The 17,035-nt window shown below is 53.6% G+C and carries 26 protein-coding genes; 6 read left to right on the forward strand and 20 right to left on the reverse strand.

Going from position 1 to position 17,035, the window contains the following annotated elements; all coding sequences use genetic code 11:
* Nucleotides 1-100 precede the first annotated feature (100 nt).
* The 13 genes from DSL70_RS19390 to DSL70_RS19445 form a co-directional block, all read right to left on the reverse strand.
* Entirely contained in the window at nt 101-463 is a 363-nt protein-coding gene (locus DSL70_RS19390; RefSeq protein ID WP_119309637.1) for a hypothetical protein, read from the reverse strand.
* Nucleotides 464-473: 10 nt separating this feature from the next.
* Nucleotides 474-899 carry a phage tail tube protein gene (locus tag DSL70_RS19395; RefSeq protein WP_119309638.1) on the reverse strand — a complete coding sequence of 142 codons (426 nt, stop codon included), beginning with the start codon at nt 897-899 and terminating at the stop codon, nt 474-476.
* Entirely contained in the window at nt 896-1,321 is a 426-nt protein-coding gene (locus DSL70_RS19400; protein ID WP_119309639.1) for a DUF3168 domain-containing protein, read from the reverse strand. The genes DSL70_RS19395 and DSL70_RS19400 overlap by 4 nt, the downstream gene beginning before the upstream one ends.
* Nucleotides 1,322-1,329: 8 nt before the next feature.
* Nucleotides 1,330-1,788 carry an HK97 gp10 family phage protein gene (locus DSL70_RS19405; RefSeq protein ID WP_119309640.1) on the reverse strand — a complete coding sequence of 153 codons (459 nt, stop codon included), beginning with the start codon at nt 1,786-1,788 and terminating at the stop codon, nt 1,330-1,332.
* Entirely contained in the window at nt 1,788-2,123 is a 336-nt protein-coding gene (locus DSL70_RS19410; protein WP_162916920.1) for a phage head closure protein, read from the reverse strand. Before DSL70_RS19410 ends, DSL70_RS19405 begins: the two co-directional genes overlap by 1 nt.
* Nucleotides 2,101-2,292: a hypothetical protein gene (locus DSL70_RS22335; RefSeq protein WP_162916922.1), complete on the reverse strand. Its 192-nt coding sequence runs from the start codon at nt 2,290-2,292 to the stop codon at nt 2,101-2,103. Before DSL70_RS22335 ends, DSL70_RS19410 begins: the two co-directional genes overlap by 23 nt.
* Nucleotides 2,292-2,870, reverse strand: coding sequence for a head-tail connector protein (locus tag DSL70_RS19415; protein WP_119309642.1), 579 nt, complete (start codon nt 2,868-2,870; stop codon nt 2,292-2,294). Before DSL70_RS19415 ends, DSL70_RS22335 begins: the two co-directional genes overlap by 1 nt.
* A complete protein-coding gene (locus DSL70_RS19420; RefSeq protein WP_119309643.1) occupies nt 2,867-3,166 on the reverse strand; it encodes a hypothetical protein in 300 nt (99 codons plus the stop codon). The genes DSL70_RS19415 and DSL70_RS19420 overlap by 4 nt, the downstream gene beginning before the upstream one ends.
* A 65-nt stretch (nt 3,167-3,231) precedes the next feature.
* Nucleotides 3,232-4,431 carry a phage major capsid protein gene (locus DSL70_RS19425; RefSeq protein WP_119309644.1) on the reverse strand — a complete coding sequence of 400 codons (1,200 nt, stop codon included), beginning with the start codon at nt 4,429-4,431 and terminating at the stop codon, nt 3,232-3,234.
* A gap of 25 nt (nt 4,432-4,456) precedes the next feature.
* The gene (locus DSL70_RS19430) at nt 4,457-5,131 is read right to left on the reverse strand and encodes an HK97 family phage prohead protease (protein WP_245418292.1); all 675 of its coding nucleotides are present in this window, start codon (nt 5,129-5,131) and stop codon (nt 4,457-4,459) included.
* Nucleotides 5,121-6,320, reverse strand: coding sequence for a phage portal protein (locus DSL70_RS19435; RefSeq protein WP_245418293.1), 1,200 nt, complete (start codon nt 6,318-6,320; stop codon nt 5,121-5,123). Before DSL70_RS19435 ends, DSL70_RS19430 begins: the two co-directional genes overlap by 11 nt.
* Nucleotides 6,321-6,468: 148 nt before the next feature.
* The gene (locus tag DSL70_RS19440; protein WP_119309645.1) at nt 6,469-8,181 is read right to left on the reverse strand and encodes a terminase large subunit; all 1,713 of its coding nucleotides are present in this window, start codon (nt 8,179-8,181) and stop codon (nt 6,469-6,471) included.
* Complete coding sequence (locus tag DSL70_RS19445; RefSeq protein WP_119309728.1) at nt 8,178-8,648, reverse strand: P27 family phage terminase small subunit; 471 nt, start codon at nt 8,646-8,648, stop codon at nt 8,178-8,180. The genes DSL70_RS19440 and DSL70_RS19445 overlap by 4 nt, the downstream gene beginning before the upstream one ends.
* Before the next feature lie 266 nt (nt 8,649-8,914).
* Between DSL70_RS19445 and DSL70_RS22340 the strand changes: the two genes are divergently transcribed.
* Both DSL70_RS22340 and DSL70_RS19460 read left to right on the forward strand, forming a co-directional pair.
* Complete coding sequence (locus DSL70_RS22340; protein WP_162916923.1) at nt 8,915-9,892, forward strand: hypothetical protein; 978 nt, start codon at nt 8,915-8,917, stop codon at nt 9,890-9,892.
* A 308-nt stretch (nt 9,893-10,200) separates the two neighbouring features.
* On the forward strand, nt 10,201-10,404 hold the full coding sequence (locus tag DSL70_RS19460) for a hypothetical protein (RefSeq protein WP_119309648.1): 204 nt from the start codon (nt 10,201-10,203) through the stop codon (nt 10,402-10,404).
* A gap of 140 nt (nt 10,405-10,544) precedes the next feature.
* On the opposite strand, the gene DSL70_RS22345 is transcribed toward DSL70_RS19460, so the two are convergent.
* The 4 genes from DSL70_RS22345 to DSL70_RS19480 are packed head-to-tail and all read right to left on the reverse strand — an operon-like array spanning nt 10,545 to nt 12,365.
* The gene (locus tag DSL70_RS22345; RefSeq protein WP_162916924.1) at nt 10,545-10,925 is read right to left on the reverse strand and encodes an HNH endonuclease; all 381 of its coding nucleotides are present in this window, start codon (nt 10,923-10,925) and stop codon (nt 10,545-10,547) included.
* Between the two features lie 57 nt (nt 10,926-10,982).
* Entirely contained in the window at nt 10,983-11,684 is a 702-nt protein-coding gene (locus DSL70_RS19470) for a helix-turn-helix domain-containing protein (RefSeq protein ID WP_119309650.1), read from the reverse strand.
* Nucleotides 11,681-12,004, reverse strand: a complete 324-nt coding sequence (locus tag DSL70_RS19475) for a hypothetical protein (protein ID WP_119309651.1) — start codon at nt 12,002-12,004, stop codon at nt 11,681-11,683. Before DSL70_RS19475 ends, DSL70_RS19470 begins: the two co-directional genes overlap by 4 nt.
* Before the next feature lies 1 nt (nt 12,005).
* Nucleotides 12,006-12,365: a hypothetical protein gene (locus tag DSL70_RS19480; protein ID WP_119309652.1), complete on the reverse strand. Its 360-nt coding sequence runs from the start codon at nt 12,363-12,365 to the stop codon at nt 12,006-12,008.
* A gap of 98 nt (nt 12,366-12,463) precedes the next feature.
* On the opposite strand from DSL70_RS19480, the gene DSL70_RS19485 reads away from it, so the two are divergent.
* Nucleotides 12,464-12,646, forward strand: a complete 183-nt coding sequence (locus DSL70_RS19485) for a type II toxin-antitoxin system HicA family toxin (RefSeq protein ID WP_119309729.1) — start codon at nt 12,464-12,466, stop codon at nt 12,644-12,646.
* Nucleotides 12,647-12,685: 39 nt separating this feature from the next.
* A complete protein-coding gene (locus tag DSL70_RS19490) occupies nt 12,686-13,084 on the forward strand; it encodes a type II toxin-antitoxin system HicB family antitoxin (protein WP_119309653.1) in 399 nt (132 codons plus the stop codon).
* A 98-nt stretch (nt 13,085-13,182) separates the two neighbouring features.
* Here the strand turns inward: DSL70_RS19490 and DSL70_RS19495 are convergent, their stop codons facing one another.
* Together DSL70_RS19495 and DSL70_RS19500 are read right to left on the reverse strand one after the other, a co-directional pair.
* Complete coding sequence (locus DSL70_RS19495; RefSeq protein ID WP_119309654.1) at nt 13,183-13,404, reverse strand: hypothetical protein; 222 nt, start codon at nt 13,402-13,404, stop codon at nt 13,183-13,185.
* Complete coding sequence (locus DSL70_RS19500; protein WP_119309655.1) at nt 13,389-13,622, reverse strand: hypothetical protein; 234 nt, start codon at nt 13,620-13,622, stop codon at nt 13,389-13,391. The genes DSL70_RS19495 and DSL70_RS19500 overlap by 16 nt, the downstream gene beginning before the upstream one ends.
* A 614-nt stretch (nt 13,623-14,236) precedes the next feature.
* Between DSL70_RS19500 and DSL70_RS19510 the strand changes: the two genes are divergently transcribed.
* A complete protein-coding gene (locus tag DSL70_RS19510) occupies nt 14,237-15,679 on the forward strand; it encodes an SAM domain-containing protein (protein ID WP_119309657.1) in 1,443 nt (480 codons plus the stop codon).
* A gap of 3 nt (nt 15,680-15,682) precedes the next feature.
* Nucleotides 15,683-16,384: a hypothetical protein gene (locus DSL70_RS19515; RefSeq protein ID WP_119309658.1), complete on the forward strand. Its 702-nt coding sequence runs from the start codon at nt 15,683-15,685 to the stop codon at nt 16,382-16,384.
* A gap of 5 nt (nt 16,385-16,389) precedes the next feature.
* Here DSL70_RS19515 and DSL70_RS19520 read toward each other — a convergent pair whose 3' ends face one another.
* The gene (locus DSL70_RS19520) at nt 16,390-17,019 is read right to left on the reverse strand and encodes a hypothetical protein (protein ID WP_119309659.1); all 630 of its coding nucleotides are present in this window, start codon (nt 17,017-17,019) and stop codon (nt 16,390-16,392) included.
* Nucleotides 17,020-17,035: the final 16 nt, after the last annotated feature.

A 17,035-nucleotide genomic window follows, 5' to 3' on the forward strand; every position in this document is an offset into this window, starting at 1 on the left:
TATCGCTCGTTGAAGCCTGCAATTGCGTCGATATAATCGCGCAAGGTTGCCTGACTGAAGTCGCACGGCCCCCAGCCAAGGAAGGCAAAGGCAATCTGCCTTATGCGTCGCCAGGGGATGCGGTCGCTTCCGTCTCCCCCGGCTGCTGTGGCTTTCCCGGCTGTCGGCTCTTTTCCGGCATGCCCGCCGCCAAAGCCGCAATGACAGCGCCTTCGGCCTCTTCCGAGACCTTGCCAAACAGCATGCCATCAGCAGCGGCGCTGTTGCCCGAGGCACAAAGACACTTGAGCCCCGAATAGGTCAGACGCGGGTCATGCACCGCCGCCATGAAATGCAACTGCCTTAGCCCGGTGATTTGCAGCTCAGCCATCAGAGCGGCCACCCGTGGCAAGGTCGCATGCAGCACAAAGCCCTTGCCATCAAGTGTGACCGAGACTTCCCCGGTCAGTTCATTGACTTGCATGGTCCACCCCTTAAGCCGCAACCGCGAAGGCTGGCACGCTCTCCCAACCGAACTCAGCCGAGATTGCAAGGTCTTCATTGGTGTTGCCGGTAAAGGTAATTTTTACATAGGCCGGTCCGGTAAAGCTGCCATAGGCTGGCACAATGACCTTGAACTTGAGGGTGACCCCGGTGCGCGCCGCGTCAAAAATGGCTTTGGTGCGGGTGTTCAGTTCGGCGATACCGGAGCCGGAAAAGCTCAGATCGATATTGCCAGCCCGCTTTGTGACGCTGGCGGGCTTTGTCCGGTCGCCGTCGCATTCAGGTACGACCCGGTCGACCATTTCCGGCCCCATGGAAAAGTCCGTTGACGTGATCCCGCAAAAGTCGACATAGGTGCCGACATTCTCCGGGTCTTCAACCTGAATATACAGCTCTTGGCCAAGATGCTTTGTCATGTGCAAGCCTCATAGAGTTTGATTTCAAAACGCATGTCGCAAAAATAGACCCGGTTTTCAGGTCCGTTGATATCTTCCCCGCGCCAGATAACGCGCATGCTCGCCCCATCGGCCAGCGTGAAAAGCTGTTTGTGCAGCGCCGCCCGGATCTTGGCGGCAATCGCCATGGCTTCCGCCTTGCCCCTGTCGCGGCTGTGAACCTCCAGCATCTGGAAAACCACTTCGCCAAGCTGGTTGCCCACGTCATTTTCATCCCCGGCATAGCTGCCCAGAATGCAAAAGGGATAAACCTGCCCGACATGCCCCGGATTGGCCTTTGACGGACTTTCCGGCAGAAAGTCATAAATCCGCCCGTCACAGATCGCTGCAGCCTTCAGGGTGCTGACCAGCATCTCTTGCGCCTTGGTAAAGTCGAGCGCCATGGTTCCCCCTATCCGGCCCGTTTGATGGCCTTGTTGATGCTGCGCGTAATCCGCGACATCATCCGGCGCTTGACCACCCGATAGGCTGGCCAGAGATGCGGTTGCGCAGGATTGCCCGGATGTGTGCGATAGCTCCGCCGCCCGAGTGTCTTGTGCTGTTTGACATCGCTTTTGCGCATACCGACTCGGGCAAGATAGCGCCCGGATTTGGTGCCGAATTCGATAAATCGCCAGATATAGCTTGCAAATACGCCCCACGATGGCAGGCCGTTTGCGGTGGCGCGCTCTTTTGCTGTAATGGTTCGGGCATATTTTCCCGTCCGTTTGGGCGCAAATAGACGCGCCAGATCGGCAACCTCGACAGCCCCCATTTCAAGTGCATCTTTCAGGTCATCCTCGACCGCAGGCACAACCCGCTTGAGTTGACGGAAGGCGCGCTCTTTGCCGATCCATTTGACTTTGGCCATCAGATCAACTCCCCTCGGGTTACCGTGATCTGCAATTCCCGCCCGCGCTGGTCCGGGTTGATGATGCCGCCGATGCTGTAAATCTGGCCATCAATCAGCACCCGCCAGTCTTCGCCAATGGCCATGGTTGCGCTCGATCCACGCACCCGCAGCACACCGGTAACGCTTGCTTCAAACCGCCCGCCGCCGTCCTTCTCGCCCGCCCGATCTGGACGGAACCCGCCCCAGACGGTCAGGTCATTGCCCCACAGTTCAGTCTGCCCGCCGCTTGCCGTGTCGGTATGCATGGGAGCCTGAAACGTCACCCGCTTGTTAAGCTTGCCCGCCTGCATCATGGCCCCCTTTGATTTCTTCCAGTTCAAACTTGGTATGCCGTGCGATGAAATTGGCCGCGACATCCGGATCGATCCCGCCAATCGTGGCTTCAAAGAACATGGCTCCAGCCATGTAGAGCCGCCACCACCAGGGATATTTGATTTTCAGCGCCACCCGAACATTGGCCATCACAAGACCTTTCTGTGTGGTGCCAGAAGTGCATCGACAGCAATCGGCACCTGATTGGCAGCAACACCGACCAACACAGCCTCACGGTTTTCAAACCAGTGGCCGACAAGCAGTTTGATTGCATGGCGGATCCCGGCAGGAACCACAGCCGCGCTTTCATGGCCTGCCCGCCAGGTGACAGTGATCGGCCCCGCGTCCGGGTCAGCGTCCGGCCAGCTCGCCCCTACCTTGAGACAAGCAAAGGTGCCGAGGACGCGCCGCTCGATGCGCACGGTCGAAAGGTCGACCACCTGGCTTTCCCCGTCCGCATCGAAATAGGAGATCGAGGTCAGGTCGATGACCGGCCCGAGACAAAGCGGGAAGTCGCCCCACCATTCAAATTCCTGCGCCCATTCCTGCACCATCAGGCACTTGCCCAGAATGCCGCCATAGCCATCCAGATAACTGACAGCGGCTTCGACAAGTCCGGTCAAATAGTCATCGTCTGTTCCATCATCAACGCGGCAATGCGTCTTGATTTCTTCCAGCGTGACCGGAAGGCTGGCCGGTGCCGTTATCTGGTATGGCTCGAATTTCATTTCGCGGCCCCGCTTTCAGCCTTGCCGGTCTTCGCATCTGCGTCAGCCTTTGGCGCTTCACCGGTCAACGTCGCAAGCAATGGAGCCTTGGTGTCGGGCACACTATTAGCTTTGGCATCGGCTGCGGCCTTGTCTGCGGCCTCTTTGGCCTTGGCTTCTTCCGTGATTGCCTCAGACAACACCCCGGCCTTGATCAGGTGACGCACCTGCGCCTCTTCAGCCACGCGGGTGTCGCCCTTGTCATACATTTTGTCGCCCAGATGCGGGCGTAACACCTTGAATTCTCGCTTTGCCATGTTCGTTCCTCGTTGTGTGATGAAAGAGGGGCAGATCCCCCGCCCCTCCCTTTGATCAGAAGCGATTAGGCAACATTGCCAAAGTCGCCGTAGATGAAGGCTTCCGGGCGATAGACAGCCAGCGCCAGGCGCTCTTCACCCAAGATGGTGACAAGGTTTTTGGTGAAGTCGTCATTCTCGAAGCCGACCTCAACCCGGGCCTGCCAGAGGTCAAAGACCTGTGCGCCGAGCTTGAATGCACCGGTCAGGAACTTGTCGACGGCCATGGCCTGCGTCTGCACCACTGGCAGATTCCAAAGGGTCGGGGTCAGGGAACCCTGCGGCTGGCCAATGATGTATTTGCCCTGCGCGTCCTTGGTCAGCTCGATGCGCGCCCAGTCAATCGGGTTGAGCACATGACCGGTTGCCGGATATTCGGCCAATACCGCCTGCAGCATGGCAAGGCGCAAGGCGTCAATGTTGGTGCCATCTACTGGCGCAAATGGCGCCACATAGGCCGTGGCCTGCGGGATGAGGCCATGCAGGTTCTGGCCGGTGCCGTCGCCGCTCAAAAGCTGCAGCTCTTCCTGAAAGGCGAGGCCATACAGCAGGCGATTGTCGATCAGCGAACGCAACTGCGATACATCGTCGAGCGACTGGCGCGATGCCTTGAACCAGTGGGCAATGACCTTGGCGCTTGTGGTCACCAGATCAAGCTGAATGTCGGAAGACGGTTTTGCCGCTCCTTCGGCCACCGGTGCCGCGTTGTTGGTGAAGCCGGTTTCCTGCACATACTCAAGGCTTGGCGAGGTCATGTCGCCCGGCGACAGCAGGTCGCGCACGGTCATGCGGCGCTGTGGCAGTTCCTGAATGCCCGGCATGCGTTGCGGTGCAATGGCAGCCCCAACCGAACCGGCAGCGTCAGCCGTTGACGTGGTAATCGTGGCCTTGATCTTCAGGTCTGCCTTGCCCTTGGTCGGGCTGTCACCGATCCATGCCTTGACCTGTTCGCTTTCGGTAAACTGTTCACCGATGCTCTTGGCCGGTTCATCGTGACCGGTGCCGATCCGCGCCATCTTCTGTTCAAATTCGCTAAACTGGCCTTTCAGCTCGTTCATTTTGAGTAGGGCTTCGTCTGCCGTTTCCTTGATGGTCGCGGTCAGTTTCTCGCCCTTGGCTGCCTTGCCAAGCGCCTCTTCGGCCACTTCCTTGACCTTGTCGATTGCAGTGTCAAAACCGGCTTTGACTTCTTTGGCCAGGTCTTCAGGGGATTTTGGTTCAGCCATAAGATTTTCTCCTGTGCGTGCTGAATTAACTCAACAGAGCCTGCAAGAAGGCCCGTTCATTGTCCGCTGTGGCAGGCCCCGCCTGCCCTTTCAGGTGAAGACGCACGGCACGCTCCGCCTGTGAGTTTGAAAAGCCCAATCCCTTGAGCCACAATTCAAACTCGCGCTCCTGCAGCTGGTCCCCAGCCTTGAGCCGTTCTGTCAAATCGTGAGATTGTTTGAGCGCCTTGACGCTGCCAATCAGCGCGTCCGGGTTGGCCCCAATCGAGACAACCGAGATTTCGCGCAGGTCGAGCTTTTCCAGCGTCCAGACGCCGGTTTCGGTATCGACCGAATATGCCTTGATGCGGTATCCAATCGACAGGCCGTCGATGTCGCCCTCTTTCAAAAGCTCATGCGCTTCCCTTGCGCACTGAACACCCATATTGAGCTTGCCGACACCGTACAGGCCCTTGTCGTCTTCCTTCAGCTCAAGCCAACGGCCAATCGGCTGGTCGCGGTTATGCTGCCAGAACAACTTCGGCATGGTCTTGTTTGCGGCATGGTCAGCAAGGCTTTCTGCATAGGCCCCCGGCGCAATGATATCGCCATAATCGTCAGGCTCACCGCCGAAGGTGCTGGCGTATCCTTCAAACTCGCCCTTTTCCGTGAGCGCTTTGATTTGCAAAACGGGAGATGTAACCTTTGTGTCAATTTGCATTGCCTGCCTCCGTGATCGGCACATTCTGCATTTGCATGCGCGGCACATCGCCACCCGCTACAGGGGGCAGGTTTTCGCGCCGCCGCACTTCGTTGATGGTCAGCCAGCCGTTGGACAGGCCGGATTGGTAGAAGGTTGCGCGCCCTTGGCTGTCACCGCGCAAAAGCCCCTCAAGATTGAATTCGACATAGATTCCCGCTGCCCGGTCAGCCGCAGACAGAAGCTGCTTAATCAAGGCCTGCTCGATGCGCTTCAAGCGCCGCCGTAAGGTGAATTTGATGAAACTGAGGGTCTGTTGCTCAAGGCCGGTGCCGAAAGACGTGGTCTTCTCTGTGTGGCCGATCATGTGAGGCGGCACACCGAAAAAGCGGCAAATCTCTTCGACCGAGAATTTGCGGCTTTCCAGCATCTGCGCGTCTTCAGGGTTGAGCGAAAGGGATTGCCATTTGGTCCCACCCTCAAGGATCAGCGGACGGCCAGTATTCACCGCACCGAGAAATTTCTCGGTCAGGATCTCGTTGGCCTTGGCCCGCTGGTCATCGGTCAGAAACTTTTCAAAGGTCAGCGTGCCACTCGGGCGCAAGCCGTTTTTGAACGTCGCGCCCGCCGATCTGTCGACCGCCCGCGCAATGCCGAAGGAATGGCGGGCAAAATGCAGGGTCGAGAAACCGCCAAGCGCATTGCCGCCAAAGCCGCGAATATGAAGGACTTCTGTTTCTGGTAGATCATGGCTCTTGCCATCTTCCGTCCAGCGATAGCGCAAACTGCCATCCGTGTTCTTGGTGACAGAAACCGGCACATGAATTGGCTCAAGCGAGACAATGCGCCCGCCCGTCCTGATCTTCTGCGCAAAGGCATTGCCTTTCAGTTCCAGCGATGCGGCCACGAATTCCCAGAAGTCAACTGCCGTCTGGATATAGTTCGGGCTGTCATGCAGCACCGAATAGAGCGGGTGGCCTGTGGCCTCTGTCCGGTTGTCGCCGGTCTTGCGATAGAGCGACAGCGGCAATGTCCCGATGGTGCCGGACAGCAGATTGACGCAAGCCCAGACAGCCGAAAGCGCCATGGCCGTTTCAAAGGTCACCGCTTCACCGCTATCCGAAAATGCTCCTTCAGCCAACCAGCCGTCAGGCTCCCTGATGGTGAGCTGTCGGATAGGTGCTGATTTGGTACGAACCGAAAATTTCACGCGGCACCTCCGATTGATGCACTTTCGCTTTCCATGCTGCGTTTCCGTGTGGCGGGCCGACGCAGCGGCAAATCAAAGGCTAACACCGGCCCGCTTTTGGTTGATATCTCTTGCAGGCACAGCGCCAAGAGTGGCGAAAACCTGCGATTTACAGCGAAGCAAAATAGCCATCCATGTCACCGTCTTCGTTCTGGTCTTCGGCCATGGCCAGCCCTAGTGCCATGATCAGCGCCACGGCCCCGTCTATCTTCTTTTCTGGCGTTGGCTTGCGCGGGAAAACATTGTCATTGGCGTCCGGCTTGGCGATGACGTTGGAAATCATCCAGGTCAAAACCGGGTTGCCGTCGTGGTGCAACCGGCCATCTTTCAAAAGCGCCTCGACCCATTTCATCGGCTCGGACAGATGCGAGGTCCGTTGCGGATACTCGACCACCTCGATATTCAATTCATTCTGGATCTGCAGCGAAAGCTGCACCGCTCCCCAAGGGTCAAAGCCGATGCGCTCGAACGGAAAGTCCGCGTGATCCTCTTCGATATCGTCCTTGATGACGTCATAATCGATGATATTGCCATCGGTGACCGTCAGCGCCCCGGTCTCGGCCCATTCCAGATAGTGCTTTTTCTCCGGGTCTTCCGCTGTCTTTTCCGGCAGATAGAAGCGCGGCGCGATCACATAGTAATGATGCTTGCCGTTGATCGGCTTGCGCCAGAGATCCACGCGCGCCGTAATGTCCAGCTTGGCCGAAAGGTCGAGCGAGCCGAACCGCGCCACGTCATCCCCTTCGGGAATGCAAAGCTCTTTGTCGGCCTGCTTGTGCCAGTCTTCCATGTTGTAATAGGCAGATCTGGCCGAGATCCAGACATTGAGATGCTTTGTCTTGAATCGCGCCTGATTGCGTGGCGTCCGGATCGCCTTTTGCTGCTCGGAGCGCAAAAACTCGTCGCCGACCGACACCCCGAAATTCGGGTTTGCCTTGATCAGGTTGGCCGGGTCGGTCCAGTCGTCGCCCTCGTCAATCGTGTAGATCAGCCCGAACAGTTCGTCGTCTTCGATCACACCCTCAAGCACGTTTTTCAGCTCATCAAACGCCAGGTAACACGGCCCGGCGATGTTGTCGCCCGCCGTGGTGATCACCAGCATAAGCGGCTGGTCTCGCGCCCCCATACCGGTTTTGAGAGTATCGTAAAGCTTGTCTGATGTGTGTTCGTGATATTCATCAACGATGCCGCAGGAGGGGGACGCCCCGTCGCCCGGATCGCCGACCAGCGGTTCAAACCGGCCACCTGTCCGGGTTGTGAGCTTCTGCGCCGAAACCTCCACCCCGAGCGAGCGCCGGTAGAGCGGCGTATTCTTGGCCATCAGCCGCGCCGGGGTGAACACCTCGAAGGCCTGCTTCTGCGTCGTCGCGCCCGAATAGACCTCCGCACCATATTCGCCATCGGCAGACAGCATGTAATTGCCAATGCCAGCGGCCAGCGCCGACTTGCCGTTCTTGCGCGGCACCATGAGCCGCCCTTCGCGGTAGCGCCGGAACCCATCCTGTTTGCGGACCCAACCGAACAGGGACGCCACAAAAAAGCGCTGCCACGGCTCAAGCGTCAGGCTCTTGCGTTGTGCTGCCCACTTGCCCTTTGTATGCGGCATCGCCTCGATAAACTTCAGGACCTTTTCGGATTTGGCCGGATCGAAGGCAAAGCCGAAGAGATCCCCCGCCGCCTGCTCCAGATCGTGCTTGTGTCTCTCACAGGCCAGCCGCACCCACCGGCAGGAAGGAAGATCCCCGCTGACGATATCCTCTGCATACTGGAAGGCCGAGGCAGTGCGCGGGTATAGCTCAGCGTCGATCACAAGCGCACTCATGCGCCCATCCCGGCGAAAGGATTTTCGCCACCAGGTGGGAACAGATCTCCCTGCCCGGCAGCAAGGCCCCGTTCATCAACTGGTGTCAGGCCAAGCGCTGCAGTCAGGTTGCGCCACTGCCGCCAAGTCTCGTTGAGCTGCGCCACTTCTGGTCGGGATTTGTACTGCTTGCCGTTGCGCCCTTCGACCACATAGGTTTCGCCCTCATCCAGCAACGTCGAGCGCAACGCCCGCATGCGGATCAGCGCCCGGCAATATTCGGCCACCGTATCGACAAAATGCGCCTTGAGCCTTTGCTGTTCTGCCAACTGTGGCGCAATCCTGTCCCAGATCAACGCCTCATACTCGGTCAAATCAAACGGCTTCAGCTCCGCCGCCAGTTGCTCGCACTGCTCTTCGAACGGAATCCCGCCGTCGTTCTTGAACCGAACGACATTTTCAAAATCAGGTTTTCTGCCTCTAGCCATACCAATTCCATACAGCCCGCCCGGCCCCATGGGTGCAAGGAACCGAACAGGCCTTCCCAGTCACAAGAAAGGGCCAGCAGTTACCCGCCAGCCCTCACATGATGGAATTGGTTTTGATTTGGTTGATAAGTTGATTTTTTCGAGAACTATTGCCAAGTTGCGAATTGCCTGACGGCATCCATACGCTACATTCTGTTGAAATCCATTTATATGATATTTATAGCAGATTTAGGTGTGAAAACTTTTAGCCATGAAGGACAGCTTGAATGCAAACTCTATTTGCGAAGCTTTCTCAAAAATTCATTCAAAGCATAAATTCTGGATCAATTGGATCCATAATCATTTTATTGTGCACCTCGGTTTTCGGAATATTTTTTCTAATTCTATCCACTTTATCCATTAATATACTTTTGTATATTTTTAGCGGAAATTCCGTCAACTTTTTATCTTCATATTTTGAAATTGATAAATTTAGTATAAACGGAGATATAAAGCCGCTTATATCAATACTTTCCTCAATTTCTAGTGTAAATTCTGTTTTCTCTTCAGTGTTTATCGTTTTGGTTGCGTCTGTTGTTTTTGCGAGAATTAGTGAAAAAAACAAAATAAAACAAGAAAAAAGAGAAATACTTGCTAATGTGTCAAATAATTTCTATTCATATATAAATTATCTTCAGGTAATTCTTCCATCTTGGGACATAGCAACGAAATGGTTAAGCTGGGAAGGAGAAGATGGTGATTTATATAGATATGACCTAATAGGCGCGCTTTTGTTATACGAACAAAGACCGTTTAAGAATCATGATGAATGCAGAAAAGTACCCTTTCAAAATGATATTTCATTTAGAGGACATTTTGACCTAATATCCGAAAATGACATTATGAATAGAACTAATGAACACATGATTATGACAATATTCCTACGATTTTGGCTTCATTTAGATACCCTAATGGAAAGCTCTTCCGTCTCTGAAAACGAAGCTATTAGCCGTTTTGCGGATATGCATGCCTGGTACAAGAATTTTCTTCAGCAAGTGTGGCTGGTACAAAAAGAGATTACATCTGTTGGATTGGATAAGTATCCTGCAGAAAAGAACCTCGAATTCGATTGTCTCGAGAATCTCGACAAGCGCTTTTACGGAAGTAATTACTTAAGAGAGGAAAATAAGTTGCGAGCTGCTTTGATTGCCGAAGATATTGTTTCCCGTTTTAAAAAAGATATTGTTAGTTTCGAAAAATGTTAATTTCATGATTCTTGCTAATACTAAGTTACTATCTCCCCGTTCTAATTCGAATTATCTCTATTTTTGGGGAGCCGCTGCCCAACATAATCTACACCATCTTTCCTTCCTCTAGCCACGCAATTTCCCTACGGAACTACCCGCCCTATAGATAAGCAGAACCGAACAGGCCGTTTCAGTAACAAGAAAGGGCTTGCAAGATACTCCTCTGGCCCTCGTCTGATAGAATTTATTGTGATTTGGTTGAAAAGCGACAGTCATTCATCTTTAAAGTGCTATAGTCTGACAGACACCATCTAGGGGGAAATGAAATGACGGAAGACAAAATACTTTTAAGAAATCTTGAAACCTGTTTTGAATCCATAAAGCTCAATCATCAAGAATTACAATCCAAAGAAATGACTACTGAAGAAAGTGCCAAAATCAATGAAAACAACAGAGTTCTGTTTGCACAAGCTGAAGAGATTAGTGCAAGGCTTGAAAAGCTCCCAGAACAGAGAGAAAAGCAAAAATAGCCATCTTTAAAAGGCCATAGAAACATATTAAGTTCAATATCTTAATGGGTTTTCTCTTTTAATTTTCTACACCGTAGAAATCTAACTACCCCGCCGGTCCGCGCGCTGTCGGGGTGTAGAGATTTGACCGCCCCCACCCCTCAGCGGCAGGCCCCCGGCTCGGCCGATGCCGGTGGGCTTTGGGTTTCGCCGCTGGCTTCCAGCCGCTGCTTGTCCCGGTTGTGATGCGTCTCGCATAGACTTTGCGTGTTGGCGTAGCTGAAGAACATCTCACGATTGCCCCGGTGCGGCTCGATGTGGTCAACCACGGTTGCCGCCATCGTATTGCCCTCAGCCAGGCACATCACGCACAGCGGATCAGCCGACAGCCGCAACGCCCGTATCCGCTTCCACGCCGCCAGCTTGTACCAGTTCCGCCACGGGTGACGCTTGCGCCGGTTCATGTCGTTGTCGCGTTCCCTGTCCTGTTTGCTCCGCACAGGAGCCCATGGCGCTTTGAACGTGCTTGGTGCCTTTGGCATGGTCGCTTCCCCTTCCCCTTCCCCTTCCCCTTCCCCTTTCCCTGTTCTGCCGAGCCCTTACGATGCCTCCGCGTAACCGGGCGGCCAGAGAGTATCAAACCACCATCCGGTCAGGTAACGCCCTGTTTCGGGATCTCGATAATTGCCCGTTGGAACGGTGTTGCCACGGTGCCGCACCCAAGCCTCCCACTGTGGCGAGTACTGCACGACAAACACCCGTTGCTGCTCAGCAGGCAAGGGAGTACCGTTAGAGCGCTTCTTGCGTCGTTTGACTGTCGTTTGGGGTAAGGGGTTTTTATTTATTCCGGTTATTATTCCTATTAAAGGGGTGACAGCAGTGTCACCCTCGGGGGTGTCACCTGTGTCACCCTCCTCCGTGTCAATCTGACACCCCGGGGTGTCAATTTGACACCCTCCCCCTTCAACAAAATCAATGGCTTCCTTGGAGGGTGCCAATTTGTCACCCTCCCTAGACTGTTCTTCAGGACGATTGAAATTTAGCCTGTATCGGTTCGAAGTCTGACGGCTCGTCACATCATAGGAAGCCTCAACAATCAGATACTGCTGATCCTCAAGCCACTTGATATGACGCTGCACTGACCGCCTAGACATGCTGGCTTCTTCTGCCAGATTGTCGATAGACGGGAATGCATAGTCCATCTTGCTATGAATGTGATTGGCAATGCTTACCAAAACAAGCTTGGCACCGGTGTTAACAATATTCTGCCCAAGTACCCATCCAACGTCCTGAATGCTCATGCTTCACCCTTTGCTTTCAAAGTTCGGCAAACATGGAGTTCAATCGCGCCAAAGGTTTTCGTTGAATGATCTCGCGGCTGATGGCGGATCACCCATCCTGACGTCAACAATTCACGCATCAAGCGGTTGTATTTATCTCGTCCGAGATTAATTGCCGCCCGAAGGTCTTCAGGTTCAAAGTGGCCGGTTTCAGCGTAGTGGGTTAAATAGCAAAGCAACCCTAGCGCCTCAACGCTCAGCGATGAAGCCTCTGTAATCTCCTTGCTAATCTTCACGACACTATCTTGGACCAAACCAGGTTCAAATCTGATAGCTACCATCCTACCTAGTCTCCGCAATCAAGGTGAAAGATATGGCCTCTTCGTCCTTCGCAAACGAAAGACGTCTGTCTGTGCGAACTAGCCCGCGCTGTTCTAAATCGTCCAAGGCAAGACGGCATGCTTCGGAACTTTCTTGACAGTATTTTGCGATCTCGCTCATGCTGAAAGAGGTTGGCCCCTCAATCCCGCCGCCATTGTCTGCCAACAACAGAAGCACCAGCTTCTGAAGAGCACCGCCACACTGTTGCTTACCGACCCACGTCATCAATTCTGCACTCATGCCAAAATCCTTTTTCTGTTTATCAATGAAGTTGATTCCATCTTCATGATAGCACCCCCTTGCGCGCTCTTGCGTGCGCATAATAATGCTCTCAACCCTTGACAAATTTCCCTGAAATACACATTATAATGCGCATAAAAGAACACCGGGCCACACTTCAAACCACCATGGGAACCGCGATGGAAACAAACAGCCGAGAGATCATAAAGAGGCTCAAGGCCGAAGGGTTTGAGGAAATGTCGGTGAAGGGCTCGCACCATAAATTGAGGAAGGGAGACAAGGTTGTCATTGTCCCGCACCCCAAGAAAGACCTTCCCCTTGGAACGGCCCGCAAAATAGCCAAAATGGCAGGATGGCTTTAAACCCATCCTCACCAAACCGCAGCATGAGAGAGACCCGTCATGATCCACTATATCGCTGTGATCGAGAAAGACCCTGATAGCGCCTATGGAGTGAGCTTTCCGCAGTTGGAAGGCGTCTTCTCCGCAGGTGACAGCTTTGATGAAGCCACGCGCAACGCCAGCGAGGCCTTGCAGCTCTTCTTTGAAGACAATCCCGCCGAGCGTCCTGCCCCTTGGTCTATGGAGCAAGTGCGCGCGCTGGAAGATGTTCAAGCCGATCTGGCCGAAGGCGCCACTCTGGTGGCCATTCCCTACATCGAGCTGACCGGGCGCACCGTCCGCGCCAATCTCACGTTTGATGCAGGCTTGTTGACCGCCATTGATGAAGAGGCCAAGGCGAGAGGCATTTCCCGCTCTGCCTTTGTTGCCAGCGCCAGCCAAGCCATGCTCAACGCTTGAACAAGTGATGAATTTGACCTCGGAAACAATGAGGCTCGCCCTGTGGCGGGCCTTTTTGGTTTGAGGTAAACGACAAGCCCATTTAGAAACCTTCACACTCATTGTGCGCCCTCCTTATGAACCCGCAGATAAACCTCAGTGCCAAGCAGCCAGAGCACAAAGACACCGTAGCCAACCAACCGGACAACGCCAGTTACCCACTCAGGCTCGCTCAGCAGCCCGTCAGGGCAGAAGAACACCACAACAGGAACGCCGATCAGCACAGCCGCAAGAAAGCCCCACAGCAGCACCACAGAAACCACAATCACTGCATTGCGCATTCCAGCTCGCCTTTCCTGAATGTGTGAACCTCAGTGAACAGCCGCACGGCATCGTCACCAAACAGCCTCACAGTGCCCAGGTGAGCCGAAAACACACTGCCAAGGTCAACCAGTGTCCGGGCGTCCAAAACCTCTTGGCAGGCATCCAGAAACGCCGCCTCGGTGACAACCCCGATCCGGTTGGCCCGCTGCACAAGCCCCGCGTTGTAGCTCTTCATGCCGACGCCCTCGCGGCTCTTTGCTCTCTCAAGGCTCTATGGGCTTCTGAGGCGGCTTGTTCGGTCTTGGCTTGGTGTTCGCTGAGGAGGTAGAGCAGACCGTGCAGCATCTGGCTTTCGCGGCCCGTAAAGGGCGTTTCATTGGCAACGAACAGCATCGCGTCAATCAGCGTGCGTTCGGCCTCCAGCGCAAGGTCTATCTGGTCTAGGGAATGAGACAGAGCGCAAGCGCGCCTCTGCCTTGAGGAATGGCAAGTCATCATAAAAGCCTCTAGCATGGCGTTTAAACACCACTCCCAGAAAGCTTCTGATGACCCACTGGTGAGCGGGAGGTTCAGAACCTGTGCTAGACAGGCGGGCTTATTCCCCTTTCGGGTATTGTATTCACCGCCCTCCCGCCCATAGGCGAGTGCGCACGCAATCCGGCCATTTTCCGGATTCCGAACACAAAAATACCGCTGACTTTCGGGTGCGGTGTCCGCTAGCAAAAGAGGTTCTGACGCCTCACCCTGAATCATGCTCTGTTTTGATAGGATTGTCAAATCGAGCGAAGCTAAGTACAACAATTTATAATTGTACAAATTAGATTTTCTTTTGCCTCGGAAATTAGCAGAATGAGCTTCGACACCCAAATAATCACCTTCATCGCCAAAATGAATGATGGAATATTGCGCTTCACAGGTGACATACTTGTAAGTCTTATAGAGAAGAGCAAGGGAGCAGAATATGTTGAGAGCTTTCCAAACCTTGAGCCGCCAACACCTATCACTGATTGGCAAAAAACTCCCAAGTTTCCAGCTTTCCTTGAAATTACAGGACGGCCATTTTACAAGCAATTTTCGAGTGCTGAAGAGCTTTTGGATTGGCTTGAAGGTTTCTCCAATAGAACAGCAAGTTTGAAAAGCCTTACAGATGATGGCCAATGGGGCCAACTTGTTGACCACGCAGCAAATTTTATCAACAAAGCTCGACTGGAGCTCAAGCAAAACTCTGGAACGGAAGGATGCCGAAGCCTCGCCCAAATTATAAAAGATAACGGCATTATATTGCCAGACACTCTGGTTGGAAACTACGTTTTTGACCAGCGCATTCCAGCGATTAAACGTTTGATTACCGTGGCTAATTTGTCGAGAATAGACTTCAGCAAAGCGAGCCAACATGGAGGGTGGCCCCATTCTCCGATAGATACTATCGAAGTGGCAAAGTCTGCTTTGCGGGAGAAGCTCACTAAAGTTAGCGGAAGCGAAATTTCCACATTGATCGGACAAGTGACCGTTGAACTGGCTTCGAACGATTTTGACCGAAACGAGGCGAACATTTATTATAATGCAGATCTGGCCGAAGCAAGAATTGCTGCTATTACAGCAATTCAACGTGCTGAAAACAAATTGAAGCTTCGCCCAGCAAACCAAAGCTGGCAAACTAACGCAAGAAACAATGCATTCATGGCTTTGATCGGACTTTCTCCCTTCATCATCATTCCAATCATGCTTCTGTGGAATTGGGGAAGCATCGGTGAATTTTTGACCGGCTTGACACAATCGCCATTGGACAAAGTCGTCACTGCTAGCGATCAACTCTGGAAACTGTCCAACATAACGGGGGCGCCTAAAGAACTCGCTCCTCAAATCGAACAAGCAGAAAGAACCCTTAGAGAAACCAAAGATGCTCTTCTGCTTCTCTCCAAAAGTGATAGCAGCAAGGAAATCTTCGCCACTCCTTTGCAGCATTACGCGATGATGCTCAAAGACGCCCCATGGACAAGTTTGGTGTTTGTTACTGTTCCTGCGCTGTTCTTTATGTGGATACTCAAGCACTTCAGCAGAATTTTCGTTCAGAGCTTCAACATTCGGAATGATGCAAACTACCGTGCAGCCTTGTCTGAAATTTATTCTTACATTGATACCGACAACAAACTGACAGCAGATCAAAAGCGGATAGTCTTTGAAGCCATGTTCAAACCTCGAAACGTTACTCACAATGATGATGGCGTCCCCATATCCGTGCTTGAAAGTGCGGTCAGCGCCGCAACTCAAGCGGCAAAACGAAGCAGCTAACCTATGTTCAAACCCTCCCACATATACGCCTTCAGCCTTGGCGCTGGCGTGACGCTCATCTTGATGCTGTTCATCGGCTATGGGCTGGATGGCAACATGGGCTTCTGCAAACTCGAAGCAGCAGGAAGCCCCACCGAAACGCCGGTCACCTGCGCCCGAGAGTGGATTGGCGCTCTGAGCGGTTGGGTAGCTGCTATTGTTGCTTATCTTGTTGTCAGGCCTCAGCTTAAGATGATGCAGCTTCAGGCCGCGAGTGTAAGAGCCGCAGATCGACTTGAAACTATCGGGGTACAAATCGAGGTTATGGCGAATATCATTCAAAAAATCATGCGTATCGAACCGCCAGTCTTTCAGATTGGAGTATCGCCACAAGAGGTTTTCAATGGGTATGGCTCGTACACTAACAAAGTGATTGATGTTTTTGAGGAACTCGATCCTAGCTCTACAAATGATTTCGTTCAGTATCTGCACATTCAGTTGGTCGGCCTGACCGCTAGCCAGGTTGAGGCTCTTGAGAAACTGGCTCTTGACGCTCAGCAATGTACAGGAGACGAACTCAGTATTGTGAATGCCGCACTTAACAAAGCAGTACGGCACGCGAGAGGTGAAGTTGTTAGCGCATTCGAGTCGGTTTCTCTTCAACTCTGGAAACAGCGCTCCGATTTGCAGATGATTGCGGATAGGCCTTTGAATTTTGTTCTTTAGTTGCATCACGCCACCCTCCTTGCCGCTTTATCGATCTCTGGCCCCCATTGCACTGCCATCGCCTCAGCAACGCCAGTAAAGAAGCGCGACCGCTCTCTTGCCCTGTTTGGTCCCGGTGGCATGCGATGCACCCGCGCCACCCGCTCATTGACGATATCGGTCGGTTCAAGATTGGGCAGGTTGCGCAGCCAAAGGCAGGTGCGTTTGACCTCTCCATGGCCAAACTGCCAAGGCTGGATTGACTGGCTGAATTCCTGATAGTTCACGATCAGCTTTTTGGCGTGCTTGTGCATCACCGGGTTTTCAACGGCCACATGAGGGATAGGCGCGTTCCACATGGCCGAGAACAGCGCCGCGCCCTCTTCCAGCTCCTGCCACATCTCAGCCAGCGTCTTGCCCTTTGGTGGCTTGCTCAGCCAGCGCACACCGCTATTGCAAAGCCGGGTGCAAGGCGGATGCGCCACGATCAGACAATCCCAACCATCGTGCAGCACGTCGCGCACATCGCCGGTAATGTGCCTATTCGGCCTGTTCTCGGTCGGCAACAGATCGCAAGACCAGGCATCATGACCCCGGTCTAGAAAGGCATTGCGCACAATCCCAGAATACTCGCAGGCAACAAGCACCTTCGCCATCACGCCACCTCGCAAA

Origin of the sequence: Cohaesibacter haloalkalitolerans (assembly GCF_003574655.1) — a bacterium.
GTDB lineage: Bacteria > Pseudomonadota > Alphaproteobacteria > Rhizobiales > Cohaesibacteraceae > Cohaesibacter > Cohaesibacter haloalkalitolerans.

Bases quoted from the DNA above. Each gene is read 5' to 3' on its own strand.
- DSL70_RS19475 (WP_119309651.1), bottom strand. From the start codon at position 12,004: ATGGTAGCTATCAGATTTGAACCTGGTTTGGTCCAAGATAGTGTCGTG.
- DSL70_RS19400 (WP_119309639.1), bottom strand. From the start codon at position 1,321: ATGGCGCTCGACTTTACCAAGGCGCAAGAGATGCTGGTCAGCACCCTG.
- DSL70_RS19420 (WP_119309643.1), bottom strand. From the start codon at position 3,166: ATGGCAAAGCGAGAATTCAAGGTGTTACGCCCGCATCTGGGCGACAAA.
- DSL70_RS19440 (WP_119309645.1), bottom strand. From the start codon at position 8,181: ATGAGTGCGCTTGTGATCGACGCTGAGCTATACCCGCGCACTGCCTCG.
- DSL70_RS19425 (WP_119309644.1), bottom strand. From the start codon at position 4,431: ATGGCTGAACCAAAATCCCCTGAAGACCTGGCCAAAGAAGTCAAAGCC.
- DSL70_RS19500 (WP_119309655.1), bottom strand. From the start codon at position 13,622: ATGAAGAGCTACAACGCGGGGCTTGTGCAGCGGGCCAACCGGATCGGG.
- DSL70_RS19520 (WP_119309659.1), bottom strand. From the start codon at position 17,019: ATGGCGAAGGTGCTTGTTGCCTGCGAGTATTCTGGGATTGTGCGCAAT.
- DSL70_RS19480 (WP_119309652.1), bottom strand. From the start codon at position 12,365: ATGCGCACGCAAGAGCGCGCAAGGGGGTGCTATCATGAAGATGGAATC.
- DSL70_RS19445 (WP_119309728.1), bottom strand. From the start codon at position 8,648: ATGGCTAGAGGCAGAAAACCTGATTTTGAAAATGTCGTTCGGTTCAAG.
- DSL70_RS19410 (WP_162916920.1), bottom strand. From the start codon at position 2,123: ATGATGCAGGCGGGCAAGCTTAACAAGCGGGTGACGTTTCAGGCTCCC.
- DSL70_RS19515 (WP_119309658.1), top strand. From the start codon at position 15,683: ATGTTCAAACCCTCCCACATATACGCCTTCAGCCTTGGCGCTGGCGTG.
- DSL70_RS19460 (WP_119309648.1), top strand. From the start codon at position 10,201: ATGACGGAAGACAAAATACTTTTAAGAAATCTTGAAACCTGTTTTGAA.
- DSL70_RS19430 (WP_245418292.1), bottom strand. From the start codon at position 5,131: ATGCAAATTGACACAAAGGTTACATCTCCCGTTTTGCAAATCAAAGCG.
- DSL70_RS19510 (WP_119309657.1), top strand. From the start codon at position 14,237: ATGAGCTTCGACACCCAAATAATCACCTTCATCGCCAAAATGAATGAT.
- DSL70_RS19490 (WP_119309653.1), top strand. From the start codon at position 12,686: ATGATCCACTATATCGCTGTGATCGAGAAAGACCCTGATAGCGCCTAT.
- DSL70_RS19495 (WP_119309654.1), bottom strand. From the start codon at position 13,404: ATGCGCAATGCAGTGATTGTGGTTTCTGTGGTGCTGCTGTGGGGCTTT.
- DSL70_RS19485 (WP_119309729.1), top strand. From the start codon at position 12,464: ATGGAAACAAACAGCCGAGAGATCATAAAGAGGCTCAAGGCCGAAGGG.
- DSL70_RS19405 (WP_119309640.1), bottom strand. From the start codon at position 1,788: ATGGCCAAAGTCAAATGGATCGGCAAAGAGCGCGCCTTCCGTCAACTC.
- DSL70_RS22340 (WP_162916923.1), top strand. From the start codon at position 8,915: ATGCAAACTCTATTTGCGAAGCTTTCTCAAAAATTCATTCAAAGCATA.
- DSL70_RS19390 (WP_119309637.1), bottom strand. From the start codon at position 463: ATGCAAGTCAATGAACTGACCGGGGAAGTCTCGGTCACACTTGATGGC.
- DSL70_RS19415 (WP_119309642.1), bottom strand. From the start codon at position 2,870: ATGAAATTCGAGCCATACCAGATAACGGCACCGGCCAGCCTTCCGGTC.
- DSL70_RS22335 (WP_162916922.1), bottom strand. From the start codon at position 2,292: ATGGCCAATGTTCGGGTGGCGCTGAAAATCAAATATCCCTGGTGGTGG.
- DSL70_RS19470 (WP_119309650.1), bottom strand. From the start codon at position 11,684: ATGAGCATTCAGGACGTTGGATGGGTACTTGGGCAGAATATTGTTAAC.
- DSL70_RS22345 (WP_162916924.1), bottom strand. From the start codon at position 10,925: ATGCCAAAGGCACCAAGCACGTTCAAAGCGCCATGGGCTCCTGTGCGG.
- DSL70_RS19395 (WP_119309638.1), bottom strand. From the start codon at position 899: ATGACAAAGCATCTTGGCCAAGAGCTGTATATTCAGGTTGAAGACCCG.